The following is a 25,297-nucleotide window of genomic DNA, read 5'->3' as shown; positions in this document are numbered from 1 at the left end:
CGGACCAGCCGGCGACCGCGCGCGCAGGCAAATCGCCTGCAAAAACGCTGTCATCTGGCCAGATCGTGGTCCCAGTCGGCGGGCTTCGGCAAGGTCTCGAACGTGTGCTCGGGCAGGGGCGTCGGCAGGGTCCATTCCAGCGTGTCGGCGCTGTCGTTCCAGTAATTCGCCCGCGTCTCGCGCTTGCCGGCCAGCAAGCTGTAGACGACGATCCCGATGAACAAGAGCAACGACGCGAAGGACAGGAACGCCCCCCAGCTCGAAAGATGGTTCCAGAACGCGAAGGCTTCGGGGTAGTCGATGTAGCGGCGCGGCATGCCCTGACGCCCGAGGAAGTGCTGCGGGAAGAAGGTCAGGTTGGCGCCGATGAAGAACATCCAGAAGTGCAGCTTGCCGGCCCATTCCGGATACTGCCGCCCGGTCATCTTTGCGAACCAGTAATAGATCCCCGCGATCAGGGCAAAGACCGCGCCGACACTCATCACGTAGTGGAAATGCGCCACGACATAATAGGTGTCGTGATAGAGCCGGTCGACGCTTGCCTGCGCCACCACCACGCCGGTGACGCCGCCGATGGTGAACAGGAAGATGAACCCGATGGCGAACAGCATCGGCGTCTTGAACTCGACCGAGCCGCCCCACATCGTTGCCAGCCACGAAAAGATCTTGATCCCGGTCGGCACCGCGATGGTGACCGAGGCAAGCTGGAAGAAGGCGGACTGCGTGACCGACATTCCTGCGGTGAACATGTGGTGCGCCCAGACCGCAAAGCCCAGTGAGCCGATCGCGATCAGTGCCCAGACCATCGGCAGATAGCCGAAGATCGGTTTTTTCGAGAAGGTTGCGACGACGTGGCTGATGATCCCGAAACCGGGCAGCACGACGATATAGACCTCGGGATGGCCGAAGAACCAGAACAGGTGCTGGTAGAGAAGCGGATCGCCACCCCCGGAGGGATCAAAAAAGGTGGTGCCGAAATTGCGGTCGGTCAGCAGCATGGTCAGGCCGCCCGCCAGCACCGGCATGGCCATGAGCAGCATCCAGGCGGTGATGAAGATCGACCAGGCAAAGAGTGGCGCCTTGAACAGCGTCATCCCCGGCGCGCGCATGTTGAGGAACGTGGTGATCATGTTGATCGCACCGAGGATCGACGAGGCGCCAGAGACGTGCACCGCGAAGATGATCAGGTCCATCGACATGCCCGCATCCCTGACCGAGAGCGGCGCATAAAGCGTCCATCCGACCCCGGCGCCGTGGCTTCCGTCACCGCCCGGCGCGAAGAACGAGGTGATGGCAAGGGCCGCGCCGGTGACGAACAGCCAGTAGCTGAGGTTGTTCAGACGCGGAAACGCCATGTCCGGCGCGCCGATCATCACCGGCATGAAGTAGTTGCCGAACCCCCCGAACAGGGCCGGGATCACGACGAAGAACATCATCAGGTTGCCGTGATAGGTGACGAGGATGTTCCACAAATGCCCGTCCGGCGTGCATTCGGCTGAGGACGGCCACAGCCGCATCCCCTCGGCACAAAGGTATTGCACCCCCGGCTCCATCAGTTCGAGCCGCATGAACACCGACAGCGTCGCCGCGATCAGCCCGATGGCGGCAGCGGTGAGCAGATAGAGCGTTCCGATGTCCTTGTGGTTGGTGGACATGAACCAGCGGTTGAAGAATCCGCGGTGCGGCTCGGTCTCGATGGGGGTTGCCTGGCTCATGTCGCGGCCTCCTGCTGTCCGGCTCGGGCAGGTGCGGCAGTTCTTGGGCGCACAAGCGCAGGGTCGGAGGTTTGGCGGGCGCGCAGCCTGTCCGCGTCAAGCCGCGCTCGTGCCGTGGCAGTCGGGGCGCAGCACAACTGGTCGGGGGCAGGGGACATGGCGCACTCCGCTGGGGCGCCGAACAGTGATCCCGGGTATTCGGTCATGCCCGGCGCATGACGATAAATCGAGTCTGTGATGTATATTATGGCGCGCAATGAATGGGTATTGTCAATACCTGTTCAAGCGCTGGCATTCCGGCCCATCGCTGTTGCGGTCCCGCGCGGCCGCGGCGGGCGACGCGAACCCCGGCCTTTCGTGTCCCGAGATCACGGGCCGGCGCGTTCATATCCCATGCTGTTCAACCGTTCGAGCTCGCGGCTATGAAAGGCGCGTTCGGTGTCGTCTTTGCCGGGCCCGCGCGCAAGCTCGCGGGCGAGGTCGAAGAAGCCCTTGGCCGGAAGACCATCTTTCGCGCGGCTGACGGCGCGGGCCGCGATGAACGGGCGGTCCGCATGCGCATCCTCGCGCATGGTATCCTCCAGCGCACGGGTGATCCGGCGAACCGAGCCGGGGCGCCAGAGGCCAAGTGCCCGGGCCAGCGCACCGTAGGTGATGATGGGCGAGGACGGTGGCAGGGTTTCGAGGTGTTCGCGTATCCGGGTGGCGAGCGGCGGGGCAGGGTCAGGCGATGCCTTGGCCGGGGCGGCGACGGGCGAGGCCAGCGGCGCACCGGTCGCGGGCGCGCCCGCGTAAAACGGTTTGGCACCGGCCTGGTGGTCGGTCACGTCAACGATGCCTTTCAGATCGGGCAGGGCGGCGCGCAGGGTCCGTTCCACGCCGCCGCGCAGGGTCAGTTGCGACGCCGCACATCCCTGGCAACCGCCGGACATGCGCAGGTAGACCACGCCGTCGACCACGTCTTCGGCGTCGATATGTCCCCCATGGCTGGCGATGGACGGGTTGATGCGCTGCTCGAGCAGGTCGCGCACCGCCACCAGAATCCCGGCATCCCCATCCCCGACGGTCGCGTCCTTTACCGTGCCCAGCGGCGATCCGGTGCTGGCAAGCGTGGCTCGGATGGCGGCGGCGATGGGCGATTTCATGTCCTGCCACTGCGCATCGGGTGACTTGCGCACATGGATGCTCTCGCCCGTCGCCTCGACGCGCCGCACGCCGTCGACGGCGAACAGGGCGCGTGCCAGCGGCGCATCCGCGCCGGGGCCGTCGAAGGAGGCCGGGCCCGCGCCCTGCTGGACCGGGGCATCGAGCAGGAAACGCATGGCGTCTGGGTCGCGCGGCGACGGCTGGGCGCGGATGCGAAGGTTGGTGGCCGGATCAGACATCTTCGGTTTCGGCCCCCTGCATCCGGCGCAGCGACTTGAAGGTATAGATGCCGCTGGCGTGTCCGTCGCTGAAATTGATGCCGATGGCGTAGTTGCCGACGCTCCAGATCCGCGTGGGCGTCACGGACAGCGCGACCGCCAAGGGGTCGAGCAACCGCTCGCCGGTCATCTCGTCGCGGCAGGCCGCACAGGGGCAGGCGATACGCAGATCGCGCGCCGGAATGGTGCGCCCCTCACCATCGGGCCATTCCAGACGCAGCCCGGCGGCGTCGAAATCGAGCGCGCGGGGCAGGTCCTGCGCGCTGCCATCGGCGGGGACCGGCGCGGGCTTGCCGACGCCGGTCGCGACATTCCAGTCGAAGGGCAGCGCCACGCCGCCGGTCTCGGCCTCGCTACCAGCCAGCGCCGCGGCGATCTGCACATAGGCCTGTGCCGCCGGGGTTTCGGGGTGGGCGATGACCAGCGGCACGCCGTCGTCGCCGCTGTCGACGATGGCGGGGTCGAGCGGCACGCGGCCCAGGAACGGCACGCCCAGTTCCGCCGCGATCGCCTCGCCGCCGCCCTGATGAAAGATGTGGCTGACCTCGCCGCAGGAGGGGCAGGTGAAGCCGCTCATGTTCTCGATCACGCCGATGATCGGAACCTTGACCTGCTCCATCATCCTGAGACCGCGCCGCGCGATCTTGAGGCTGACATCCTGCGGCGTGCTGACCACCACCGCGCCGGACAGCGGGAACGACTGCGCCAGCGTCAACTGGATGTCCCCCGTGCCCGGCGGCAGGTCGAGCAACAGCACATCGAGTTCGCCCCAGGCGACCTGTGCGACGAACATGCGCAGGTATTTCGTGACCATCGGGCCGCGCATGACCGAGGGCTGGTCATCGGCGGTCAGCATCCCCATCGAGATCACCTTGATCCCGTGCGCCTCGGGCGGAACGACCCGGTTGTCGGGCCCCATCGCCGGAGGCGAATTGCCGGGAATGCCCAGCATTCCGGGGATCGAGGGGCCGTAGATATCGGCATCGACGATGCCGACCCGCAGCCCGGCGCGGGCCAGGGCGACGGCGAGGTTGACGGTGACGGTGGACTTGCCGACGCCGCCCTTGCCGCTGCTGATCGCGATCATGCGGGGTGCGTTGCCGGTGGTGGCATCTGTGGTCATTGCAGGGGCCTTTCCTGACTTGCCGTGGTGAGTGTACCGAAATCCTGCGGGTGCAGAAGAAGATCGGCGAGGGTGTGGCGGTCCATCACCGCCATGAAGGCGTCCAGCGCCTCGGACACGATGGCGGGCAGGGCGCAGCGCGCCGTGATGGCGCAGGCATTGCTAGGGGTGAGGCACTCGACCATATCGAAATCCGGCTCGGTCAGGCGCAGGACGTCGCCCAGGCGGATGTCCTCGGGCGCCCGGCCCAGCGTGAAGCCCCCGGCGCGCCCGCGCTGCGAGCGCAGGATGCCGGCGCTGGCCAGCACGCCGACGATCTTCATCAGGTGGCCGCGCGAGATCGCGTAGGTTTCCTGCGTCTCGTCGATGGTCACCAGCCGTTCCGGGTGCGCGCCGGCAAACAGCAGCACGCGCAGCGCGTAGTCGGACATCATCGTCAGCCGCATGGCTGGTCTCCGGGGCGAAGCGGCGTCGAAAGGGAATGCGGATTGTCGGTCATCAAGGCCTCGCGGGTTCCCGCCTACATAGGTGCTAAAAAACACATTGACAATATGTCTTTCAGGCAAGACCTTCCCCGCATCGTCATCCAGAGGAACGCATCATGCCCGCCACCAAGCCCGACACCGCCGACCCCGTCATCGTCGATCTGCGCCCGATGATCCCGCCCGAACGCCACGCCACCGTCTTTGCGGCGCTGGATGCGCTCGCGCCGGGTGCCACCTTCGTGCTGATCAACGACCACGCGCCGCTGCCGCTTCTGCGGCGGATCGAAGAGACATGGCCCGACGTCTTCACCGTCGAATTCCTGCAAGACGGACCGGTCGTCTGGCAGGTGGCCATCACCAGATCGCGCGGCTGAGCCGATCATGCTCGCCCAACCGGGCCAACGTGCGGCCCGGTTGGGCGCTGCTGCGCGGTTAAATCCGAACCTCTGGTGCGCGTTTTTCCTGCCCAGTCCGGCCCGCCAAACTGATCTGGATCATATGCAAGCCGCGTTCGGAGTGTTTTTCTTGTCGGACAGATGCAGGAGAAAGGCCGAAACGTGCGCCTCACAACCCGGACCAACATCGCGATTCGCGCCCTGATGTATTGCGCGGTCCATGACGGCCAGACCATCCGCTCGGCCCAGATCGCCGAAGCCTGCAATGCCTCTGCCAACCACCTGGCGCAGGTGGTGAACGCGCTGCATGTCAACGGTTTCGTGCACGCGATCCGGGGGCGCATGGGCGGCGTGCGCCTTGCCCGCCCGGCCCGCGCGGTCAATATCGGCGAGGTGTTTCGCCTGTTCGAGGCCGACGTGCCCTTTACCGAGTGCCACGTCGAGGAAACCAACACCTGCCCGCTGCTTGCGGCTTGCCGCCTGCGCGACGCCATCAGCCGTGCCTTGTCCGCCTTCTACCGCGAAATGGACCTTGTGACGCTCGAGGATCTGGTCAAGGGCAACATCAAGCTGGAATCCGTGTTCGCCCTGGCGGCAGACGACGACGAGGCCTTCCCCTGCGCCGCCCGCGCCGCGGCCGGGTAGGGCGCCCGTCCGGAGCTTGGACCACGCGCAACGTGATCGATGCGAGATGACCTGAAACCCGGACAGCCGCCATCCGGATGCGCGCGCGTTTGCGCCGCCGGGCGATCGGGAAATGATCAAGGGAAAAGGCTTGGAGGCGAGTACCGGAATCGAACCGGTGTGCACGGATTTGCAATCCGCTGCGTAACCACTCCGCCAACTCGCCGAAGCCAGTGCGGATGTAGCCGACCGGCGGCGCCGGCGCAAGAGGGTCGGGCGGGCAACCTGTCGCGTCTGTGCCGCAGAGGCGCGATCATCTGCCTGGCGCGTGTTGCGGGTTCACCGGTTCTGTGGCAAGACAATTCGACTCCGCTTGGAGCCTGCAACAGATGGGACCGGACATGAGCGATTTTCAGGCGCGACGGACGACGATGGTGGACACGCAGGTGCGCCCGTCGGATGTCACCAAATTCCCCATCATCGAGGCCATGCTGGCCATCCCGCGCGAGGATTTCGTGCCCGACGCCCGACGCGAGGCGGCCTATTCCGACGCGCCGGTCGATCTGGGCGGGGGGAGGGTGGTGTTGCCGCCGCGCACCCTGGCCAAGATGCTCGACGCGCTCGACATCCAGCCCGACGAGGTGGTGCTCGATCTGGCCTGCGGGCTGGGCTATTCTTCAGCGGTGATCGCGCGGCTTGCGGATTTCGTCGTGGCGCTCGAGGAAGACGAGGCGCTGGCCGCGGCGGCCGAAGCGCGACTCGCCGAGGCCGGGGCGGACAACGTGGCGGTGCTGACCGGGCCACTGACGGCTGGTAATGCCAAGCATGGGCCCTATGATGTGATCGTGATCGAAGGCGCGGTGGAAACGGTGCCGGCGGCGCTGACCGATCAGCTTAGGGATGGCGGGCGCATCGCCGCGATCTTCGCCGAGGGCAATATCGGCCGGGCGCGGATCGGCTACAAGTTCGACGGCAGTGTCGACTGGCGCTTTGCCTTCGACGCGTCGGCGCCGGTGCTGCCGGGCTTCGCGGTGGAGCGGGGCTTCACGCTCTGACATCGCGGTTTCGGGTGAAATCCGTCCGGTGCCGCGCGAGTTTATTCTGAACCGGATCGGCGGTTCGCGACACTTTACTTCGAGGCCGGGCTTTCCGGTGCGCAACAGGAACGGGTGACATGCAGGTGAAAAAGCTTCGGTTCGCGGCAATCGCATTGGCGTCGGCTCTGATCGTGACGCCGGTGACGTCCCTGGCCGAAAGCCTGTCGGATGCGCTGGTGTCGGCCTATCGCACGTCGGGGCTGCTCGATCAGCAACGCGCGCTTCTCAGGGTCAAGGACGAGGATGTGGCGGTTGCCGTCGCCGGCCTGCGCCCGGTGATCAACTATGCGCTCAACGCCGGCTGGACCGCGACCGAGATCGGCGGTACCGTGACCACCGTGACAAACGCCAGCGCGACGCTGTCGGCCAGCTTCACGATCTACGATTTCGGTCGCACCGACAAGCGGATCGAACTGGCACGGGAAAACGTGATGATGACCCGCGACATGCTGATGGGGGTCGAGCAGCAGGTGCTGATGCGCGCCGTGTCCGCGTTTCTCAGCGTCCGCTCGGCGCATGAGACCGCGCTTCTGCAGGAAAACAACGTGCGCCTCATCACCGAGGAACTGCGTGCGGCGCGCGACCGGTTCGATGTCGGCGAGATCACCATGACCGACGTGTCGCTGGCCGAGGCCCGCCTGGCCGCGGCGAAAAGCGCCGAGGCGGCGGCGCGCGGACAGTTGATGGTGGCGCGCGAGGAATACAAGGCCGCGATCGGTCATTACCCCAACGGGCTGCAGGTGCCGCCGCGGGTGCCGATGACCGCGAAAACGCTGGACGAGGCCAAGGCGCTGGCCCGCGCCCGCCACCCCGATGTGCTGTCGGCAAAACGCGCGGTCACCGTGGCCGAACTTGCCGTCGCGATTTCCAAGACCTCGATGCTGCCGACCGTGTCGGCGGATGCCGGATTGACGAGGTCGCTGAGCTCGGCCGGACCGCCTACGCCGTCCGACTCGTCCCGCGCAACTGTCGGTGTCTCCATCACCGGGCCGATCTATCAGGGCGGCAAGCTCTCGGCGCTGTATCGACAGTCGATGGCCCAGGCCGAGGCTGCCAAGGCCGGTCTGCACATCGCGGTGCAGGGCGTCGAACAGGCGGTGGCCAACGCCTGGGCGCAGCTTGCCATCGCGCAGGCCTCGATCGAGGCGACCGACCGCCAGATCCGTGCCAGCCGCGTCGCCCTGCGCGGCGCGCGTGAGGAACTGGCGCTGGGCGCGCGCACCACGCTCGAGGTGCTGAATTTCGAACAGGATCTGCTCGACGCCCAGGCGGCGCGGATTTCCGCCGAATCCGACCAATATCGCGCGGTCTACACCCTGCTGTCGTCGATGGGCCTTCTGACCGCCGAACATCTCGGGCTTGGCATCGCGACCTATGACCCGGAAGCCTATTACAACGCTGTGCAGGGTGCGCCGGTGCATCTCGTCAGCCCGCAGGGTGAGCGTCTGGATGCGGTCCTCGAGGCGCTGGGCCGCAAATAACGCGCGCCGGGTCGTCCTCGTTCACGATCCGTTAGCCAAATTGTTGTGTGATGGCGCTGCGCCCGGTATGTTTGGCCGGGTCCAGTGCGGGAATCTGTCGAATGTCAAAACCGGTATCGAATGCTGAGATCGAGGATGTGCTGTCCTCCATCCGCCGGCTGGTGTCGGAGAATGCCGGATCGCATCGGCGCGACCGGTCCGACGCGGACAAGGGCGACCGGCTGGTGCTGACCCCCGCCTTCCGGGTCGACGACAACAGCCCGGATGCAGAGGAATTGTCGGCGGCGGATGACGCGGCGCCTGACCCCGCCCGGCCAACGGCCGCCGACGCATCGCCAGCCGATGCAAGCGCCGAGGATCTGGATGCGGATATGGATGCGGCGGTGGCCATCCTGGCCGAGCGTCTGACCGCCGCCAACATCATCCACGACCACCCCGCCGAAGCGCCGGTCTCAGAGCCGGACGAGACCGCCGAGACACCCGAAGACGCGGTGGCCGATGCCATCGCGGACGAAGCAGGTGCGCAGTCGCTCGAGCGTCGAATCGCCGAGCTTGAGGCGGCTGTCGACAACACCGCAGATGAGTGGGAGCCGGACGGCAGCGAAGCCGAGGACATGCCCGACAAGGCGATTTTCCATCACCACGCGGCGCGGGCCTTCGCGGCGCCCGCCGAGGAGCCGGTGCAAAAGGCGGCGCCGGACGATGCGGCGGACCGCCCCGCACCCGAGGCGGCAGAGGCGGCGGACCAAATCGCCACCGGCGCGAAGCCGGTGGATGATCGGGCGGCGCCCCGCGATGAGACGCCGGATGCCCCCGATTTCGAGGGCGATCCGTGGGAAGACGTGGTGTTCGCCCGCCAGGACGATGCCCACGCCTTCGGCGGCGATGACGTCGACGATGCCGAGGTTCTGGAAGAGGAATCGGTGATCGACGAGGCGATCCTGCGCGATTATGTCGCCCAGATGGTGCGCGAGGAGCTGCAGGGTCCGATCGGCGAACGCATCACCCACAACGTGCGCCGCATGGTGCGCCGCGAGATTGCCCGCGCGCTGGTCCTGCGCGACATGGACTGAACGCGCGGCTACCCGGCCAGCGCCAAGAGCCCGTCCAGATCGAGATGCGCCTCGACATGCGCGGCCAGCGCGTCAAGCGTGCGTTCGACCCCGTCGTGGTAGTCGAGCCCCGATGCTGCCCCGCCCAACTCGGCGAGGCAGGCCCGCCGGAACCCGTCCGCGGCGAACAGCCCGTGCAGATAGGTGCCGCGCACTCGCCCGTCCGCACTGGCCGCACCCTCCGGGCGGCCCTCCACCTCAAGCCAGGCGCGTGCCGTATCCGGCCCCTCGGTGCGGCCCAGATGGATCTCGTAGCCTGACACCGGCGCGCCGCTGGCCGGATGCCGCGCATCGGTGAGCGCCAGCGTCTTGGCGGGCAAAAGCCGCGTCGCCACATCCAGCAGCCCCAGCCCCGGCACCGTCCCCGCCGGGCCTTCCAGCCCGTCCGGGTCGGCAATCTCGCGCCCCAACATCTGGTAGCCGCCGCACAGCCCCAGCACATGCCCGCCGCGCCGCACATGCGCGATAAGGTCGATATCCCAGCCGTTGGCGCGAAACGCCGCGAGGTCCGCGATGGTCGACTTGGTGCCCGGGATCAGCACCAGCGCCGCATCGCCGGGCAGGGCGCGGCCCGGCTCGACGATCTCGACGGTGACGCCCGGCTCGGCGGCCAGCGGATCGAGGTCGTCGAAATTCGCGATGCGTCCCAGCCGCGGCACCGCCACCTTGAGCGTGCCGCCGGGGCGCGGCGCGGCCAGGTCCATCACGTCTTCGGCGGGCAGGCGCCAGGCGTCGCCGAACCACGGCAGCACCCCCAGCCCGGCCCAGCCGGTGCGACGCGCGATCTCGTCCATGCCCTCGTCGAACAGCCGCACATCGCCTCGGAACTTGTTGACCAGAAAGCCCTTGATGCGTGCCCGGTCCGCCTCCGGCAGCACCGCGTGGGTGCCGACCAGCTGCGCAATCACGCCGCCCCGGTCGATGTCGCCGGCCAGCACAACCGGCACGCCCGCCGCCTCGGCAAAGCCCATGTTGGCGATGTCGCCGACGCGCAGGTTGATCTCGGCGGGGCTGCCGGCGCCCTCGACGATGACCAGGTCGACCTCCGCCGCCAGCCGCCTGAAACTCTCCAGCACCTTCGGCATCAGGCTGGCTTTCTGCAGGCCGTAGTCGCGTGCCTTGAGCGTGGCAAAGCGTTTGCCCTGCACGATCACCTGCGCCCCGGTGTCGGTCTCGGGTTTCAGCAGCACCGGGTTCATGTCCACCACCGGATCACGCCCGGCGGCGCGCGCCTGCAATGCCTGGGCACGCCCGATCTCTCCCCCGTCGACGGTGACGGCGGCGTTGTTGGACATGTTCTGCGGTTTGAACGGCGCGACCGACAGGCCACGGCGCAAGCAGGCACGCGCGATCCCCGCCACGATGAGCGACTTGCCCACGTTCGAGCCCGCACCCTGGATCATGATCGCCTTGGCCATATGCCCCCTTAGCCCGCGACCGGCCCGAGGGGAAGCACGGATCGGACGACTTGGGCGGCGACACGCGGCCAGACACGCGAAAGGCGCGCCCGTTTCAGGGCGCGCCTTTCACTGGATACCTGAACGGCTCAGGCGGCTTCAGCCGCCTCTGCTGCGTGGCGACGTTCGCTTTCTTCGCGCGACAGCGCGACCGAGGTGCGAACACCCTTCTCGACAAAGGTCATCAGCCCGGCGACGACGCGCTCGTTCGGGTCGATCCCGGCACAGCTCAGAACCTCGCGGCCATCGCGCGACCGCGCCCAACGGGCGATCTGGTCGGGGCCGTTGCCGTATTTCTTGTCATCCGCAATCGCGTCATCCAACGCGGCGAGCACCACTGCGGCAAAGAGTTTGCGCGAGCGATTGCCCTGTTCGTGGTTGAACGCGGTACCGTCAACATTATCAAACATTCTGCGTCCTTCGTTTTTCTTGCTCTTGCGCTTTCGAGCGTAGGGGCCAATATGCCCTTTCGCGGCCGATTCGATATGCCCCCAGGCGCATAACAGCCATGCCCGTGCTGCATATCTCGTCTCGCGTCGGCACTAGGTATGGTTTGCTTGCCAGGGTCGAACCGGCAAGATATAGGTGCCGCCAGATTTTCTTCAACCTCTCGCCACAGAATTGCCACATGCCAAAAATCAACGGAAACGAGATCCGGCCCGGGAACGTGCTGGAACACAACGGCGGCCTCTGGGCGGCCGTCAAGGTCGATCACGTCAAGCCCGGCAAGGGCGGTGCGTTCGCCCAGGTCGAGCTTCGCAACCTGCGCAACGGCACGAAACTGAACGAGCGTTTCCGCTCTGCCGACAAGGTCGAGAAGGTGCGCCTGGAACAGAAGGACCAGCAATTTCTCTATGAAAACGATGGGATGCTGGTTTTCATGGACACCGAGACCTATGAGCAGATCGAACTGCCCGCCGATATCCTCGGCGAGCGTCGGCCGTTCCTGCAGGACGGCATGACCATCCAGGTCGAGTTCTACGAGGCCGAGGCGCTGAACGCGACCCTGCCGCAAAAGGTGACCTGCACCGTCGAGGAGACCGAGCCGGTGGTGAAGGGCCAGACCGCCGCCAACAGCTTCAAGCCGGCGCTTCTGGACAACGGCGTGCGCATCACCGTGCCGCCCTTCGTCGGCCCCGGCGAGGCCATCGTGGTCAACACCGAAACGATGGAATACGCCGAACGCGCCTGACGGTGACGTGGCGTAAAGCTATGCAGTTCACGCAAGGGTGATCGGCCCGGGCAGGTTATCCGGCCCGGACGCACCCCTTAGCCGTCCCAGGTCACCCGGGCCTCGCCGGCCGTCATCGGCCCCTTGGCCCGGTCAAAGCGCAGATAGGCGATAGCCTTGTCCCCGGAAACGGTGCCGAGGTGACCGGCCTCCTTGCCATCCTCGGCGGTAAGGGGCGTTCCGGCCTCGGCGGTCCCGTCGACCGCCACGGTGACGAAGCCCTTGCGCAACTCGGTCTTGTGCCGCATCCGCGCGGTCACTTCCTGGCCGACATAGCAGCCCTTGCGGAAGTCGACGCCGTTCATCCGGTCAAATCCCGCCTCCAGGATGAAGGTATCCGGCCCAAGCTCGCTTCCAGTCGCGGGGATGCAGTGCTCGACCCGGATCGCGTCCCAGTCGATTTGCGGCGCGCTGCCGGGCTCGGCACGGTAAAGCCGCCAGCCAAGCGCCGGATGCCTCGGGTCGGGCGCGGCTCCTTCGGGCGCATCGCCAATACCACGAATCGCGTATAGATCGGTTTCTTCGACCTCGACTTTCGCCCGCAACTTGTACATTTTCAACTTTTTGAGAAGATCATCCGCAAGACTGGTGTCGACATCGAGCAGGATCGCCCCGTCTTCGGGCATCAAGAAAAAGTCGGCGATATACTTGCCCTGCGGCGTCAAAAGCGCGCCATAGGACAGCCCCGACAGCCCCTTCACGTTGCAGGTCACCAGCCCTTGCAGGAAATCCTCGCGCTCGGGTCCGGTGATGCGAAGGATGGTTCGGTTCGGATGCGTTTCGGCCATGGTTCCCTCGTGGCTTTCCCCTGTCGCGTTCGGGGCTAATATAGGCGCTCTGACCGGCGAGAGAAGGCGACATGCGCGCACCCCTGTCCATCGTGATCCCGACGCTCGACGCCGAGGTTGGCCTGCCGGCCTGTCTTGCCGCCCTTGTCGAAGGTGCCGCCGCCGGGCTGGTGCGCGAACTGGTGATCAGCGACGGCGGCTCGTCGGATGCGACCCGCGCCATCGCCGAGGCCGCCGGGGCGACGTGGATCGACGGACCGCCCGGGCGCGGTGGCCAACTTGGCCGGGGGGTGGCGGCATCTGCAGGCGACTGGCTCCTGATCCTGCATTCCGACACCGTCCTGGCGCCCGGCTGGGTCGCGGCGGTCGAGGATGGCATGGCGCGCGGCGGGCCGGGCTATTTCCGGCTCCGGTTTCGCGCCAGCGGCCTTGCCCCCCGGCTGGTGGCCGGCTGGGCCAACCTGCGCGCGGGCCTGTTCTCGCTGCCGTTCGGCGATCAGGGGCTGTTGGTGTCGCGCGCCGACTACGACGCGGCCGGCGGCTATCCCGATATCGCGTTGATGGAGGACGTCGCCCTTGCCCGCGCCCTGCCACGCGCCCGCCCGCTGGCTGCCACCGCGACGACCGACGCCGCCCGCTACCGCGCCCGGGGCTGGTTGCGCCAAGGCGCGGCCAATATCTGGCGCCAGATCCGGTTCCTGTCGGGGGCCGACCCGGCCCGCCTGGCGCGCCGCTACCACACCCGTGACACGCCCGGCAATTGACCTTGCCCGGCGCCCGTCCTAACCCTTCGCACACAAGGTTTCGAGGTTTCCCATGACGCTTGCCCACGGCCGCACCTACCTCGCCATCCCGGGGCCGTCGGTGGTGCCCGACCGGGTGCTGAACGCGATGCACCAAGCCGCGCCCAACATCTACGAGGGCGCGCTGCCCGAGATGGTGGATGGCCTTTTGCCGGACCTCAAGGCGGTGGCGCGCACCGATGGCCATGTGGCGATCTACATCGCCAACGGCCACGGCGCATGGGAGGCGGCGGCCTCCAACATCGTGCGGCGCGGCGACCGGGTGCTGGTGCTGGTGACCGGCGCCTTCGCGGCCGGGTGGGGGGCGGTGTTCGACCGTCTTGGCGCCCGGACCGAGGTGATCGACTTCGGCAAACGCGCCGCCGTCGACCTGGCCCGCGTCGAGGTGACCTTGGCCGCCGACCGCGACCATGACATCCGCGCCGTGATCGTCGTGCAGGTCGACACCGCAACCGGGGTCAGAAACGACGTGCCGGGCATCCGCGAGGTTCTCGACCGCCTCGGCCACCCGGCGCTCTACATGGTCGACTGCATCGCCTCGCTCGCCGTGGACCGCTTCGAGATGGACGCCTGGGGCGTCGATGTCATGGTGGCCGCCAGCCAGAAGGGGCTGATGACCCCGCCGGGGCTGGGTTTCGTCTTTTTCAACGACCGCGCGGCGGCAGCCCGATCCGACACCGCCAGCCTCTACTGGGACTGGGCGCCGCGCGCTGACCCGCAGCGGTTCTACCAGCTTTTCGGCGGCACCGCGCCGACCCATCACCTGCTGGGCCTGCGCGAAGCCCTCGACCTGATCGCCGAAGAGGGCGGCATCGAAGCGGTCTGGAGACGCCACCAGATCCTCGCCCGCGCCGTCTGGGCCGCCTTCGAGGCCTGGGGCGAGGGCGGGCCGATGGAGCTCAACATCGCCGACCCGGCCCTGCGCAGCCACGCCGTCACCGCGCTCCGGATCGGCGGCGAGGACGGCACGCGGCTCAGGCGCTGGGTCGAGGGGAACGCCGGGGTGACGCTGGGCATCGGGCTGGGCATGGCCGACCAGGACGATCCGGCGTGGCACGGGTATTTCCGGCTGGGCCACATGGGCCACGTCAACGCCCACATGATCATGGGCGCACTCGGCGCCATCGAGGCCGGCCTCGTGGCGCTTTCGATCCCGCACGGCCCCGGAGCCCTGACCGCCGCGGCCCGGGTCATCGCCGAAGCCTGACCCCTTCATCTTGGAAAAAGTACTCAACTGCCGCGCCCGTGACCGGCGCGGCGCATGAGTATTTGGACCAAGGTGAAACAGCATTGGCCGCGCCGGGCGCAAGCACGGCGCGGGTCGCCGGCCTCAGCCGGGGAAAGCCCTTGCCGCCGCCAACGCCTCGGGCAGGGCGCGTTTGAGCCGGTCGAGATCGGTGGGCGTGCCCGCTGAAATGCGGATCGCGCGGTCCTGCGGCGCGACGAAGGGCATCCGCACGAATATGTCGCGTGCCGCCAGTTCCGTCAGCACCCGGCGCGCAAAAGCCCCATCCGCGCCGCAATCGACGGCTACGAAATTGGCCGCCGAGGGCAGGGCGCTCAGCCCGTTTGCCGCGGCGATGTCCACGATGCGTCCGCGCGCGACCGAGACCTTGGCGCGCACTTCATCGAGGTAGTCCTGGTCCGCCAGCGCCGCCAAAGCGCCCGCCTGGCTGATCCGGGCCATGCCGAAATGGTTGCGCACCTTGTTGAACGCCTCGATCATCGGTGCTGCTCCGATCGCATAGCCCACCCGCGCGCCGGCCATGCCGTAGGCCTTGGAAAAGGTGCGCATCCGGATAACCCGCGGGTCTTCGGGGGCCAGCGGCGGCGCGGTGCCCGCCGGAGCGAACTCGATATAGGCCTCGTCGAGCACCAGCAGGGTTCCGTCCGGCACCGCCGCGATCATCGCCGCGACCTTGCCTGCCTCGTGCCAGGTGCCCATCGGGTTGTCCGGGTTGGCGAGGTAGACGAGTTTCGCCCCGACCTCCGCCGCCTTCGCGATCAGCGCCTCGGGGTCTTCGTGGTCACCGGCGTAGGGCACCGTCACCAAGGTGCCGCCATAGCCCGCGACGTGATAGTTGAAGGTCGGATAGGCGCCCGCCGAGGTCACCACCGTGTCGCCCGGCCCGACAGTGAGGCGCACGAGATAGCCCAGCAGCCCGTCGATGCCCTCGCCGATCATGATGTGTTCCGGGCCGATGCCGTGATGCGCGGCCAGCGCCGCGCGCAGGTCGTGGCTTTCCGGGTCGGCATACATCCAGGTTTCGCGCGCCGCGCGCTCCATCGCGGCGATGGCACGGGGCGAGGGGCCGAAGACGCTTTCGTTCGCCCCCAGACGCGCCGTGAATGGCCGACCGCGCGCGCGTTCTTGCGCTTCGGGGCCGACGAACGGCACCGAGGCGGGCAGACGATCGGCAAGCGGGGTCAAACGCGGTCCCTGGGTCATGGTCTTTCTTGGCCTGAAAAGGTGGTTGCGGGCAAGAGCGGATGCGAACCGGCGTCAGGGTTGGTCTGGACTGCGCAGAAACCTGCGCGCATCGGAAAAGTGAAAGCCGGGGCGCGATTTGCCGCCCCGGCTCTGCCGTTCGTGTTGAAAAAGTGTAAGTGCGGGCTAGCCAATCTCGGCCAGCCGCGCCAGCGCCTCGCGCAGTTTGCCGGCCTCGTCCTCGCGCGCGGCAAGGTTGTCTTCGGCCTCCGCCACCACGTCCTCGGGGGCGTTCTCGGCGAATTTCGGGTTGGAGAGCCGCCCCTTGAGGCCGCCGATCTCTTTCTCGAGCTTGCCCAGCGATTTTTCCAGCCGCGCCTTTTCCGCGGCCACGTCGATGATCTCGGCCAAGGGCAGCGCGAAGGTGCCGCCGTCGACCGGGATGGTGACGCAGCCTTTGGGCAGATCCGTTGCTTCCGACAGGTCGTCGATCCGCGCCATCCGCTTGATCAGCGCCTCGTTCGCCGCCCAGGCCGCGCGCCCGGCCTCGTCGAGCGATTGCAGCAGCATCGGGATCTGCATCCCTGCCGGCACCCCCATCTGGGCGCGGGCCGAGCGGACCTCTTCGATCAGCCGGATCACCCAGTTCATTTCGCGGTCCGCCGCGGTGTCGATCAGGCCGTCGCCGTAGCCCGGCCAGTCGGCATGGACCAGCATCTTGGGCCGGGCCGCGATCTGGCCCCACAGCTCTTCGGTGATGAAAGGCATGAAGGGATGCAGCAGGATCAGCCCCTGGTCGATCACCCAGGCCATGGTGGCGCGGGTTTCCTCGACCACCTTCGCATCGTCGGAGGCCAGAAGCGGCTTGGCGAACTCGACATACCAGTCGCAGACCTTGCCCCAGACGAAGGCATAAAGCCCGTTGGCCGCGTCGTTGAACCGATACGCCCCCAGTGCCTCGTCCACCGCCTCGCGCACCCGCGCGGTTTCGCCCACGATCCAGCGGTTCACGGTCTGGCTGACGCCTGCCGGGTCGAACCCCGCCACCGGCTTGCACTCGTTGATCTCGGCAAAGCGCGCCGCGTTCCACAGTTTCGTGCCGAAGTTGCGATAGCCCTTGATGCGCTCTTCCGACAGCTTCAGCACGCCGCCCAGCGCCGCCATCGAGGCGTTGGTGAAGCGCAGCGCGTCGGCGCCGTAGAGGTCGATGATCTCCAGCGGGTCGATCACGTTCCCGGTGGTCTTCGACATCTTCTTGCCCTTCTCGTCGCGGACGAGCTGGTGCAGGTAGACGGTGTGAAACGGCACCTCGCCGGTGACGGCGAGCTGCATCATCATCATCCGCGCGACCCAGAAGAACAGGATGTCAAAGCCGGTGACGAGCACGTCGGTCGGGAAATACTTGCGCAACTCCTCGGTGTCTTCCGGCCAGCCCAGCGTGCCGATCGGCCACAGGCCCGACGAGAACCAGGTGTCCAGCACATCGGGGTCGCGCCAGACCGGATAGACCAGTTCGGTCGGGTTCTGGCTGACGGTGAAGCGCGCCAGGCTTTCGGCCAGCCGCTCGATCGCCTCGGCCTTGTCGGCCACCTCGATCACCCGGGCATGGGCGATGACCGGCGGGGTGTCGGCGTTGTCGTCGAGGAAGCCCTCGCGCACCTCGTCGAAACTGGCCGCGCAATGATACACGTCGCCCCGGTGCACGATCCCGTCGAGCAGCATTTTCAGCATTTCGACCTGGTCGATATCGCCATCGCCATCGGTGTCGGCGACTTTCTCGTAGGACAGGTCAAGCCCGTACCACACCGGGATCTGGTGCCCCCACCAGAGCTGGCGCGAGATGCACCAGGGCTCGATATTCTCGAGCCAGTGGTAATAGGTCTTTTCGCCCGATTCAGGGATGATCCGGGTCTTGCCCCTGCGCACGGCGTCGAGCGCCGGGCCGACCACCTTTTCCGCATCGACGAACCACTGGTCGGTCAGCATCGGCTCGATCACCACCTTCGAGCGGTCGCCGAACGGCTGCATGATCATCTTGGACTCGACCAGCGGCACCATGTTGCCCTCGCTGTCGCGCACCATCACCGCCAGGCCTTCGCGCGTGATCTGCTCGACCACCCGCTTGCGCGCCTCGAAGCGGTCCAGTCCGCGCAGGTCTTCGGGCACCAGGTTAAAGGTGTCGATTTCCATCTCGTCGAATTCGGATGGACCACCAGTATCAATCACAAATTCACCGCGAGCCCGACGGTTGAAAAAATCGACTCGTTCTTCAGCGAGTTCTTGGGCTCGCTTGGCGGACTCGGCATAGGACAGTCCGTCGACGCGCATGTGCCCGCTGGTGTCCATCAGCCGATACATCGGGATGCCGCTGCGGCTGGCCACCGCGTAGTCGTTGAAATCGTGCGCGCCGGTGATCTTGACCGCGCCCGAGCCGAAGCCGGGGTCGGGGTATTCGTCGGTGATGATCGGGATCAGGCGGCGGTGTTCGCGCGGCCCGAGCGGGATCTCGCAAAGCTTGCCGACGATCGGCGCATAGCGTTCGTCGTCCGGGTGCACCGCCACCGCGCCGTCGCCCAGCATGGTTTCGGGCCGCGTGGTGGCGATGGAGATATAGTCACGCTCTTCCTTGAGGGTGATCTCGCCGTCCTCGTCGCGCTCGACATAGGTATAGGTCTCGCCCCCCGCCAGCGGGTATTTGAAGTGCCACATATGGCCCGCGACCTCGATGTTCTCGACCTCGAGGTCGGATATCGCGGTCTCGAAATGCGGGTCCCAGTTGACCAGCCGCTTGCCGCGATAGATCAGGCCCTTGCGATACATCTCGACAAAGACCTTGATCACCGCGTCATGGAAGTTCGGGCTGTTCTCGTGGCCCGAGCGCGGATCGCCCGGCGCGCCGGCCATGGTAAAGGCGTTGCGGTCCCAATCGCAGGAGGCACCAAGGCGCTTGAGTTGCTCGACGATGGTGCCGCCGGATTCGCCCTTCCACTCCCAGACCTTCTCGAGGAATGCCGCGCGCCCCAGTTCGCGGCGGCCCGGTTGCTGGGTGGCGGCGAGTTTTTTCTCGACCTGAAGCTGCGTGGCGATGCCGGCATGGTCCTGTCCCGGCTGCCACAGCGTGTCGAAACCTCGCATCCGGTGCCAGCGCACCAGGATATCCTGAAGCGTGTTGTTGAAGGCATGTCCCACATGCAGCGCGCCCGTGACGTTGGGTGGCGGGATCATCACGCAGAAGGTCTCGTCGCGCGAGGCGTTGGCGCCGGCACGAAACGCGCCCGCGTCCTGCCATTTCGCATAGATCCGCGGCTCGGCGGCGGCGGCGTCGAAGGTCTTGTCCATGGCCATGTCGGGCCCCCGTTTGCTGCATCCGGATCGTCCTTGGGTCTTTACCCGAGGGCCGGGGAAAGGAAAAGGAGGCACGGGGATTTTGTGACGGCGGACGGGACGCGGTCGCGCCCGCAAGGAACATCCCGCGCCGGTTCAAGGTTGATCCGCAAACAAAGCGGGGCCGTATGCCCCCAAAAGGAGGCAAACATGCGACTTCCGACATTCATCTTCGCCATAGGCGCGGCCCTTGGCCTGTCCCAGCCCTCCCACGGCGCGGGATATCGCGATACATCGGTGCCGATCGGCTATGTCGGCAACCTCGATCTGAACCGCTATCTCGGCAAATGGTACGAGATCGCGCGCTTTCCCAACCGCTTCGAAAAGAACTGTGCCGGCGTGACCGCCGAATACGGCCTGCGTGACGACGGCAAGGTCAGCGTGACCAACACCTGCCACAAGGGCAGCCCGACCGGCCCGGTCGAGGTGGCCGAGGGCGAGGCCGAGGTGATCGCGCCGGGCAAGCTCAAGGTCACCTTCGTGCCCTGGCTGCCGTTCGCCAAGGGCGACTACTGGGTGTTGCACGTCGATGCCGCCTATTCCTACGCGGTGGTGGGCGAACCGTCGGGCAAGACCGGCTGGATATTGTCGCGCAGCCCCGAGTTGCCGGCGGCCAAGACCGAAAAGGCCGTTTCGGTGCTCGAGGGGATGGGCTACGATACCGGCAAGCTGGAGTGGGTCGCGCAATAGCCGCGCCGTAGACGGACAAGGGGGCCGCCGGTGAGAACTTGGTTTCTGGCGGCCCTGATTCTGGGCCTTGCCGCCTGCGCCGGTCCCGGCCACCGCGACAGCGCCGCGCCGATTGCCGCCATCGTCAGTTTCGACCCCGCGCGGTTCGCGGGCGACTGGCATGAGGTCGCCGCCATCGGGCGTGCGCCCGGTGCGCGCTGGCAGGTGCGGTCCGCTCCGTTCAGCATCGCCACCACCCGCGACGGTTCCGGCCCCGCCCGGCTGGTCGGGCCGGGGCGGATCGAGGCGCGCGCCTTCGATGCGCCGCTGTGGGTGCTCTGGGTCGATGACGGCTACCGCAGCGCCGTGATCGGCACCCCGGACGGGCGCTTCGCCATGCTGCTCGACCGCGCCGCCGCGATGCCCGCCGACCGGATGACCGCCGCCCGCGAGGTGCTGGACTGGAACGGCTATGACCTGGCGGGGCTGAGGTGATCGCGCCGTGGATTGCGGCAACGCTGGCCGCCGCCCTTGTCCAGACCATCCGCTTTTCGCTTCAGAAATCCCTGCGCGGCAGCGGGCTGAGTTCGGGCGGCGCCACGTTCTCGCGCTTTCTGTTCGCGGCCCCGCTGGCCGCCCTGCTGGCCACTGGCCTGGTCACCGCGACCGGCAGCGGCTGGCCCGACATGCCGCCCCGGTTCTGGGTGATGGTGGTCACTGGCGGGCTGGCGCAGATCATCGCCACGCTGGCCACGGTGGCACTGTTCGCCGCGCGCAACTTCGCCGTCGGCATCGCCTTCACCAAGACCGAGACGGTGCTGGTCGCGGCCTTCTCGGCGGTGGTGCTGGGCGAAGCGGTCACCGCTCCGGGGCTGGCGGCGATCCTGATCGGAGTCGTCGGCGTGCTGCTTTTGTCGGTGCCGGCAGGCGGGCAATTGCGCAGCGTGTTCAACCGCGCCTCGGCGCTGGGGCTGGTGGCGGGGGCGTTCTTCGGGATCTCGGCGATCGGCTACCGGGGCGCGACACTGGCGCTGGGCGATGGCAACGCGGCCCTGCGCGCGGCCGTCACGCTGGCCGCTGTCACCGCCTTTCAGACCATCGCGATGCTGATCTGGCTGCGCCTTCGCGAACCGGGCGAGATCAGCCGCGTGGTGTCGCGCTGGCGTATGACGGCGCTGGTCGGCATCACCGGGATGCTGGGGTCGTTCGGCTGGTTCGTGGCCTTTGCGCTGCAAAACGCGGCCTACGTGCGCGCGCTGGGGCAGGTGGAGCTCTTGTTCTCGATCCTCGGCGGCTGGCTGATCTTTCGCGAAACCACCCGCCCGCGCGAATGGCTGGGCATGGCGGTGCTGGCGGTGTCGATCCTGATGCTGGTGCTGGTCGTCTAGAGTTGTCCGGCGTCCATCGGGTGCGCGCCGCCCAGCCTGCGAAACAGCGTCTCTTCGGCGCCATTGTCGAAGAACGGCACGCTGTCGGGCGCGGCAAGGTCGGGCAGGCGGCCGGCAATCTCGGCCAGCGCCACCTGGGTGACGAACGGCAGATCGAACTCTCGCACCTCGTCCAGCCCGATCCATTGCAGGTTGGCCAACTCGTCCTCGGCATGGCTGAAATCGTCCGGGTCTGTCTTGAGCCGCGCGGCATCGGCCACGAAGAACCGCGCGTCGAAGCGGCGGGTGCGCCCCGGCGGCGTGATGGCGCGAAACACGAAGGCCAGCCCGTCGGCGGACGGCACATGGCCGGTGTCGGCAAAGCTCTGCCAGGATGGCGGCACCGCGCCGGGCCAGGTGCCGGGCTCGCCGAGGATCTGGCCCGCTTCCTCCCACAACTCGCGGATCGCGGCGGCCAGCAGGCCGGGTCCGATCCCGGGCCGGGCGTTCAGGTCGAGCCGGCTGCGGCAGGGCTCGGCCCCGGCTTCGGCCAGCGGCACATGCAGATCCTCGGGATCGAGCGCGCCACCTGGAAAAACATACATGTTCGGCATGAAGGCCGCGCGCGCGCCGCGCTGGCCCAGCAGGACGCGCGGTTTGTCGGTGTCCACGTCGCGGATCAGCACCACGGTCGCCGCGTCGCGGATGGTCTTGGTCTTGTCGATCTTGGTCACGCCGAAACCTCGCCGCCGCCCTTACGCGGCATCCCGTCCTCTCCGGTTGCCCGGCCCGGCATCCGGTCCGCCGTCGGGAGCGAATCCATGCATCCGCTTGGCCCATTGAAAGCCGACCATCAGCCCCTTGAACCTTGGCAGAAGATAGAGTGACAGGGCAACCGTCCCGATCGCGAAGATCGAGGCCAGCACCATCGGGTTCGGGCGAAAGGCGACAAAGGCCCAGCCCAGAAGCGGCGCCATAAGGTGTCCGACCACGAGGATCGTCAGATAGGCCGGCCCGTCGTCGGCGCGCTGGTGATACAGTTCGGCCTCGCACACCGTGCAGGTGTCGCGCACCTTGAGGTAGCTTTTCATCATCGGCCCGGTGCCGCAGCACGGGCAGCGCCGACGCCAGCCGCGCCAGCACGCCTGGCCCAGCGGGCGCTCGCCCGCTCCGGTCGCGCAGGCGCCCTCAGGTCCGGGCGTGTCGGGGTCGCGGGGCACGGCGGCAATATCGCTCAGAATGTCCGCTCGCGAGGCGTTCATTACGGTCTCGTCTTTCATATCAAGTCCTGTTCGCTGTGCGCGCTACCATACAGCATGGATCGTTCCCGCCCATGCTCCGTAATGTCCGTGCGTCGGGATGTCGCGTTTTTTTTTCGCCCATCCGGCGACGGAAGCGCAACCCCGGCCCGTATCACTTGCACGACACCGGGGCAGACCCCGGAACGACAGGCTCTGAACCTCAAGGAGATATCACCATGAAACGAGCACTCAGAATCGCGGGCTTCGGGCTGTTGGCCGGGGCAGGCTTGACGATGGCCCTGGCCGGTGTGGCCAACGCCCATGGGCGCGGCGGCCCCGGCATGCAGGGCGCATTCGGCGCGGGCGGCGGGATGCAGATGACCTTCGCGGCGCTCGATGCCGATGGCGACGGTCAGATCACCGAAGAGGATCTGCGTGCCCTGGCCGAGGCCCGGTTCAACGAGATCGACCTCGACGGCAGCGGAACGCTTGGTGCCGACGAATTGGCGGCGTCGATGCATTCGCAGATGACCGAGCGCATGGGCGATCGCGCGCCGCGGCGCGGTGACCCGGTCACGATGATGACCACAATGGCCGAGCGCATGGTCGCGGCCCGTGACACCGACGGCGACGGCATGTTGTCGATGGCCGAGCTTGAGCCCGCGAATGGTTTCGGCCGGATGATCGACCGCTTCGACACCGATGACGACAACGCCATCAGCCAGGCCGAATATGACGTGGCCAAGGCCGAGATGGGCGATCGCAAGTCGCGTGGTGGCTGGGGCGACCGGGGCGACCGTGGCGGCTGGGGCGACCGTGGCGGACACGGCGGCAAGGGCGGCGACGGCTGGCGCGGTGGTCCGCATGGCGGAAAATTCGGTGGCCGCAACAACTGATCGCGCAAAGCGCTTTGCCGGGCGGGCCTCCGTCCGGCAAGACCCGTCGTTGCGGGAACCTGCGCGAAGGGATAGGCCCGAGACAGGATGGATATGGCATTCGACGCACTAAGCGATGTCTCGGACGAGGCCCTGCTGGTCGCCTTCGGCAACGGCGACCGCCAGGCTGCGTCGATGCTGACGCTCAGGTTGACGCCCCGGGTGATGGGCTTTGCCGCGCGCATGCTGCACGGCGACCGGGCCGAGGCCGAGGACGTGACCCAGGAGGCGATGCTGCGCCTGTGGAAGATCGCGCCGGACTGGCGCCAGGGCGAAGCTCAGGTGACGACATGGCTTTACCGCGTCACCGCCAACCTGTGCACCGACCGGCTGCGCAAGCGGCGCGGTGTCGACCTCGACAGCGTGCCCGAGCCTGCCGACGATGCGCCGGGGGCCGAGGCGCGGATGATCCGGGCCGACCGGGCACAGGCTTTGCAGACCGCCCTTGACGCGCTGCCCGAGCGGCAGAGGATGGCGGTGACGCTGCGCCACCTCGAGGGGCTGACGAACCCCGAGATCGCGGTGGCGATGGAGATCAGCGTCGAGGCGGTCGAAAGCCTGACCGCACGGGGAAAACGGGCGCTGGCGGCGGGACTGGCCAGCCAGCGCGAGGAGTTGGGATATGGAGATGACTGATCACGACAGGCTGACCGATAGCGAACTTGACGCGCTGTTCGACGCCGGGCGCGACGCCGCCCCGGTGCCGTCCGAGGCGCTTATGGTGCGCATCATGGCCGATGCCGAGGCCGAAATCACGCGCCGGGAAGGGCCGCGCGCACCGGCCCGGCGGCGCGGCCCGTTCGCGGGCTTCCTCGCCGGGCTGGGCGGCTGGCCGGCGCTGGCGGGGCTCGCGACCGCGACGGTGGCCGGGGTCTGGCTGGGCTTTTCCGCGCCCGACAGCCTCAACTCGCTGGCCGGTGGCCTTCTGCTGCCTGACAGCGCCACCACGGCGACACGCTATGATCTGGAAGACATCGTGCCCGGCTACGGCGGCCTTGCGGCGCTCTACGAGGAAGGTTGACGATGACCAGCGACGACAAGACCACGGCCGCGCGCCGGCCCCGGACCTGGCCCAAGGTGCTGCTGGCGCTGTCGCTGGCGATGAACCTTGCGGTGATCGGTGCCATCCTTGGCGCGCATTTCCGCGACGGGCGCGACGCCCGCCGGTTCCCGCCGCCGGACCGGATGCAGACCCGCGACAGCGGGTTCGGGCCCTACCTCGACGCGCTGCCGCGCGATGCGCGGATGCGGATCGGCACGGCGTTGCGCGACCGCGACGCCCCGATTGAGGCGGACCGCGCGGTGCTGGGGCGCGAGTTCGACCAGATGCTCACCGCGCTTCGGGCCCAGCCTTATGACCCGGGCGTGCTGGCGGCGGTGCTCGAGGGGCAGCGGGCGCGCGTGGCCGCGCGTGTCGACGCGGCCCGCGAGATCATGCTGGCGGAAATCGCGGCAATGACACCCGATGAACGCGCCACCTTCGCCGACCGGCTCGAGGCGCGCATCGACCGCAAACGGGGGCCGCATTAGGCGCGGTC

General features: G+C 67.6%; 26 protein-coding genes and 1 tRNA gene. 15 read left to right on the top strand and 12 right to left on the bottom strand.

Translation table 11 applies throughout. From position 1 onward, the window contains the following. Nucleotides 1-50 precede the first annotated feature (50 nt). From ctaD to FVF75_RS11430, 4 genes are all read right to left on the bottom strand, one after another. Entirely contained in the window at nucleotides 51-1,715 is a 1,665-nt protein-coding gene (ctaD, locus tag FVF75_RS11445; protein ID WP_148378112.1) for a cytochrome c oxidase subunit I, read from the bottom strand. 368 nt (nucleotides 1,716-2,083) lie between these two features. Further along, complete coding sequence (locus FVF75_RS11440; protein ID WP_148378111.1) at nucleotides 2,084-3,100, bottom strand: NifU family protein; 1,017 nt, start codon at nucleotides 3,098-3,100, stop codon at nucleotides 2,084-2,086. Then, nucleotides 3,093-4,262 (bottom strand): P-loop NTPase, encoded by a 1,170-nt coding sequence (locus FVF75_RS17865; protein ID WP_148378110.1) that lies wholly within the window; start codon nucleotides 4,260-4,262, stop codon nucleotides 3,093-3,095. Before FVF75_RS17865 ends, FVF75_RS11440 begins: the two co-directional genes overlap by 8 nt. Further along, nucleotides 4,259-4,708 carry an RrF2 family transcriptional regulator gene (locus FVF75_RS11430; RefSeq protein ID WP_148378109.1) on the bottom strand — a complete coding sequence of 150 codons (450 nt, stop codon included), beginning with the start codon at nucleotides 4,706-4,708 and terminating at the stop codon, nucleotides 4,259-4,261. Before FVF75_RS11430 ends, FVF75_RS17865 begins: the two co-directional genes overlap by 4 nt. A gap of 155 nt (nucleotides 4,709-4,863) precedes the next feature. On the opposite strand from FVF75_RS11430, the gene FVF75_RS11425 reads away from it, so the two are divergent. Continuing rightward, nucleotides 4,864-5,121 (top strand): DUF2249 domain-containing protein, encoded by a 258-nt coding sequence (locus FVF75_RS11425; protein ID WP_148378108.1) that lies wholly within the window; start codon nucleotides 4,864-4,866, stop codon nucleotides 5,119-5,121. Between the two features lie 183 nt (nucleotides 5,122-5,304). Beyond that, nucleotides 5,305-5,787 carry an RrF2 family transcriptional regulator gene (locus FVF75_RS11420; protein WP_148378107.1) on the top strand — a complete coding sequence of 161 codons (483 nt, stop codon included), beginning with the start codon at nucleotides 5,305-5,307 and terminating at the stop codon, nucleotides 5,785-5,787. 131 nt (nucleotides 5,788-5,918) lie between these two features. On the opposite strand, the gene FVF75_RS11415 is transcribed toward FVF75_RS11420, so the two are convergent. Continuing rightward, a tRNA-Cys gene (locus tag FVF75_RS11415) sits at nucleotides 5,919-5,992 on the bottom strand. Between the two features lie 175 nt (nucleotides 5,993-6,167). Here FVF75_RS11415 and FVF75_RS11410 point away from each other — a divergent pair. The 3 genes from FVF75_RS11410 (at nucleotide 6,168) to FVF75_RS11400 (ending at nucleotide 9,417) form a co-directional block, all read left to right on the top strand. Further along, the gene (locus FVF75_RS11410) at nucleotides 6,168-6,821 is read left to right on the top strand and encodes a protein-L-isoaspartate O-methyltransferase family protein (protein WP_148378106.1); all 654 of its coding nucleotides are present in this window, start codon (nucleotides 6,168-6,170) and stop codon (nucleotides 6,819-6,821) included. A 119-nt stretch (nucleotides 6,822-6,940) separates the two neighbouring features. Further along, complete coding sequence (locus tag FVF75_RS11405; RefSeq protein WP_148378105.1) at nucleotides 6,941-8,344, top strand: TolC family outer membrane protein; 1,404 nt, start codon at nucleotides 6,941-6,943, stop codon at nucleotides 8,342-8,344. Nucleotides 8,345-8,445: 101 nt separating this feature from the next. Beyond that, on the top strand, nucleotides 8,446-9,417 hold the full coding sequence (locus FVF75_RS11400; protein ID WP_148378104.1) for a hypothetical protein: 972 nt from the start codon (nucleotides 8,446-8,448) through the stop codon (nucleotides 9,415-9,417). A gap of 8 nt (nucleotides 9,418-9,425) precedes the next feature. Here FVF75_RS11400 and FVF75_RS11395 read toward each other — a convergent pair whose 3' ends face one another. Both FVF75_RS11395 and FVF75_RS11390 read right to left on the bottom strand, forming a co-directional pair. Further along, nucleotides 9,426-10,874, bottom strand: coding sequence for a cobyric acid synthase (locus tag FVF75_RS11395; RefSeq protein ID WP_148378103.1), 1,449 nt, complete (start codon nucleotides 10,872-10,874; stop codon nucleotides 9,426-9,428). Between the two features lie 128 nt (nucleotides 10,875-11,002). After that, complete coding sequence (locus tag FVF75_RS11390) at nucleotides 11,003-11,323, bottom strand: DUF6280 family protein (RefSeq protein ID WP_148378102.1); 321 nt, start codon at nucleotides 11,321-11,323, stop codon at nucleotides 11,003-11,005. 218 nt (nucleotides 11,324-11,541) lie between these two features. On the opposite strand from FVF75_RS11390, the gene efp reads away from it, so the two are divergent. Continuing rightward, nucleotides 11,542-12,105 carry an elongation factor P gene (efp, locus tag FVF75_RS11385; protein ID WP_148378101.1) on the top strand — a complete coding sequence of 188 codons (564 nt, stop codon included), beginning with the start codon at nucleotides 11,542-11,544 and terminating at the stop codon, nucleotides 12,103-12,105. A 77-nt stretch (nucleotides 12,106-12,182) separates the two neighbouring features. Here efp and ygfZ read toward each other — a convergent pair whose 3' ends face one another. Then, nucleotides 12,183-12,932 (bottom strand): CAF17-like 4Fe-4S cluster assembly/insertion protein YgfZ, encoded by a 750-nt coding sequence (gene ygfZ, locus FVF75_RS11380; RefSeq protein ID WP_148378100.1) that lies wholly within the window; start codon nucleotides 12,930-12,932, stop codon nucleotides 12,183-12,185. A 71-nt stretch (nucleotides 12,933-13,003) separates the two neighbouring features. Between ygfZ and FVF75_RS11375 the strand changes: the two genes are divergently transcribed. Next, nucleotides 13,004-13,696 carry a glycosyltransferase gene (locus FVF75_RS11375; protein WP_148378099.1) on the top strand — a complete coding sequence of 231 codons (693 nt, stop codon included), beginning with the start codon at nucleotides 13,004-13,006 and terminating at the stop codon, nucleotides 13,694-13,696. A gap of 52 nt (nucleotides 13,697-13,748) precedes the next feature. Continuing rightward, on the top strand, nucleotides 13,749-14,942 hold the full coding sequence (locus FVF75_RS11370; RefSeq protein ID WP_148378098.1) for a pyridoxal-phosphate-dependent aminotransferase family protein: 1,194 nt from the start codon (nucleotides 13,749-13,751) through the stop codon (nucleotides 14,940-14,942). A gap of 123 nt (nucleotides 14,943-15,065) precedes the next feature. Here FVF75_RS11370 and FVF75_RS11365 read toward each other — a convergent pair whose 3' ends face one another. Beyond that, entirely contained in the window at nucleotides 15,066-16,184 is a 1,119-nt protein-coding gene (locus tag FVF75_RS11365) for a pyridoxal phosphate-dependent aminotransferase (RefSeq protein ID WP_148378097.1), read from the bottom strand. 165 nt (nucleotides 16,185-16,349) lie between these two features. Then, nucleotides 16,350-19,508: a valine--tRNA ligase gene (locus tag FVF75_RS11360; RefSeq protein ID WP_148378096.1), complete on the bottom strand. Its 3,159-nt coding sequence runs from the start codon at nucleotides 19,506-19,508 to the stop codon at nucleotides 16,350-16,352. A gap of 189 nt (nucleotides 19,509-19,697) precedes the next feature. Here FVF75_RS11360 and FVF75_RS11355 point away from each other — a divergent pair, with 189 nt between their 5' ends. The 3 genes from FVF75_RS11355 to FVF75_RS11345 are packed head-to-tail and all read left to right on the top strand — an operon-like array spanning nucleotide 19,698 to nucleotide 21,604. Continuing rightward, nucleotides 19,698-20,237, top strand: a complete 540-nt coding sequence (locus tag FVF75_RS11355; protein ID WP_148378095.1) for a lipocalin family protein — start codon at nucleotides 19,698-19,700, stop codon at nucleotides 20,235-20,237. Nucleotides 20,238-20,267: 30 nt separating this feature from the next. Then, complete coding sequence (locus FVF75_RS11350; protein ID WP_148378094.1) at nucleotides 20,268-20,711, top strand: lipocalin family protein; 444 nt, start codon at nucleotides 20,268-20,270, stop codon at nucleotides 20,709-20,711. Next, a complete protein-coding gene (locus FVF75_RS11345) occupies nucleotides 20,708-21,604 on the top strand; it encodes a DMT family transporter (RefSeq protein ID WP_342779812.1) in 897 nt (298 codons plus the stop codon). The genes FVF75_RS11350 and FVF75_RS11345 overlap by 4 nt, the downstream gene beginning before the upstream one ends. Here the strand turns inward: FVF75_RS11345 and FVF75_RS11340 are convergent. Next, a complete protein-coding gene (locus FVF75_RS11340) occupies nucleotides 21,601-22,317 on the bottom strand; it encodes an NUDIX hydrolase (RefSeq protein ID WP_148378093.1) in 717 nt (238 codons plus the stop codon). The genes FVF75_RS11345 and FVF75_RS11340 overlap by 4 nt on opposite strands. A gap of 21 nt (nucleotides 22,318-22,338) precedes the next feature. Then, the gene (locus FVF75_RS11335; RefSeq protein ID WP_148378092.1) at nucleotides 22,339-22,845 is read right to left on the bottom strand and encodes a DUF983 domain-containing protein; all 507 of its coding nucleotides are present in this window, start codon (nucleotides 22,843-22,845) and stop codon (nucleotides 22,339-22,341) included. A 215-nt stretch (nucleotides 22,846-23,060) separates the two neighbouring features. Here FVF75_RS11335 and FVF75_RS11330 point away from each other — a divergent pair, with 215 nt between their 5' ends. The 4 genes from FVF75_RS11330 (at nucleotide 23,061) to FVF75_RS11315 (ending at nucleotide 25,289) form a co-directional block, all read left to right on the top strand. Continuing rightward, nucleotides 23,061-23,720 (top strand): EF-hand domain-containing protein, encoded by a 660-nt coding sequence (locus FVF75_RS11330; protein WP_148378091.1) that lies wholly within the window; start codon nucleotides 23,061-23,063, stop codon nucleotides 23,718-23,720. Between the two features lie 87 nt (nucleotides 23,721-23,807). After that, nucleotides 23,808-24,395, top strand: a complete 588-nt coding sequence (locus FVF75_RS11325) for an RNA polymerase sigma factor (RefSeq protein ID WP_148378090.1) — start codon at nucleotides 23,808-23,810, stop codon at nucleotides 24,393-24,395. Next, nucleotides 24,382-24,780, top strand: coding sequence for a hypothetical protein (locus FVF75_RS11320; protein WP_148378089.1), 399 nt, complete (start codon nucleotides 24,382-24,384; stop codon nucleotides 24,778-24,780). The genes FVF75_RS11325 and FVF75_RS11320 overlap by 14 nt, the downstream gene beginning before the upstream one ends. A gap of 2 nt (nucleotides 24,781-24,782) precedes the next feature. Next, the gene (locus FVF75_RS11315; protein ID WP_148378088.1) at nucleotides 24,783-25,289 is read left to right on the top strand and encodes a periplasmic heavy metal sensor; all 507 of its coding nucleotides are present in this window, start codon (nucleotides 24,783-24,785) and stop codon (nucleotides 25,287-25,289) included. The last annotated feature ends 8 nt before the right edge of the window (nucleotides 25,290-25,297 follow it).

The organism is Maritimibacter fusiformis, assembly GCF_008086115.1.
In the GTDB taxonomy this organism is placed as follows: Bacteria; Pseudomonadota; Alphaproteobacteria; order Rhodobacterales; family Rhodobacteraceae; genus Muriiphilus; species Muriiphilus fusiformis.
Note: the sequence above shows the minus strand (reverse complement) of the source record. Positions and strands in the feature narration are given on the sequence as shown.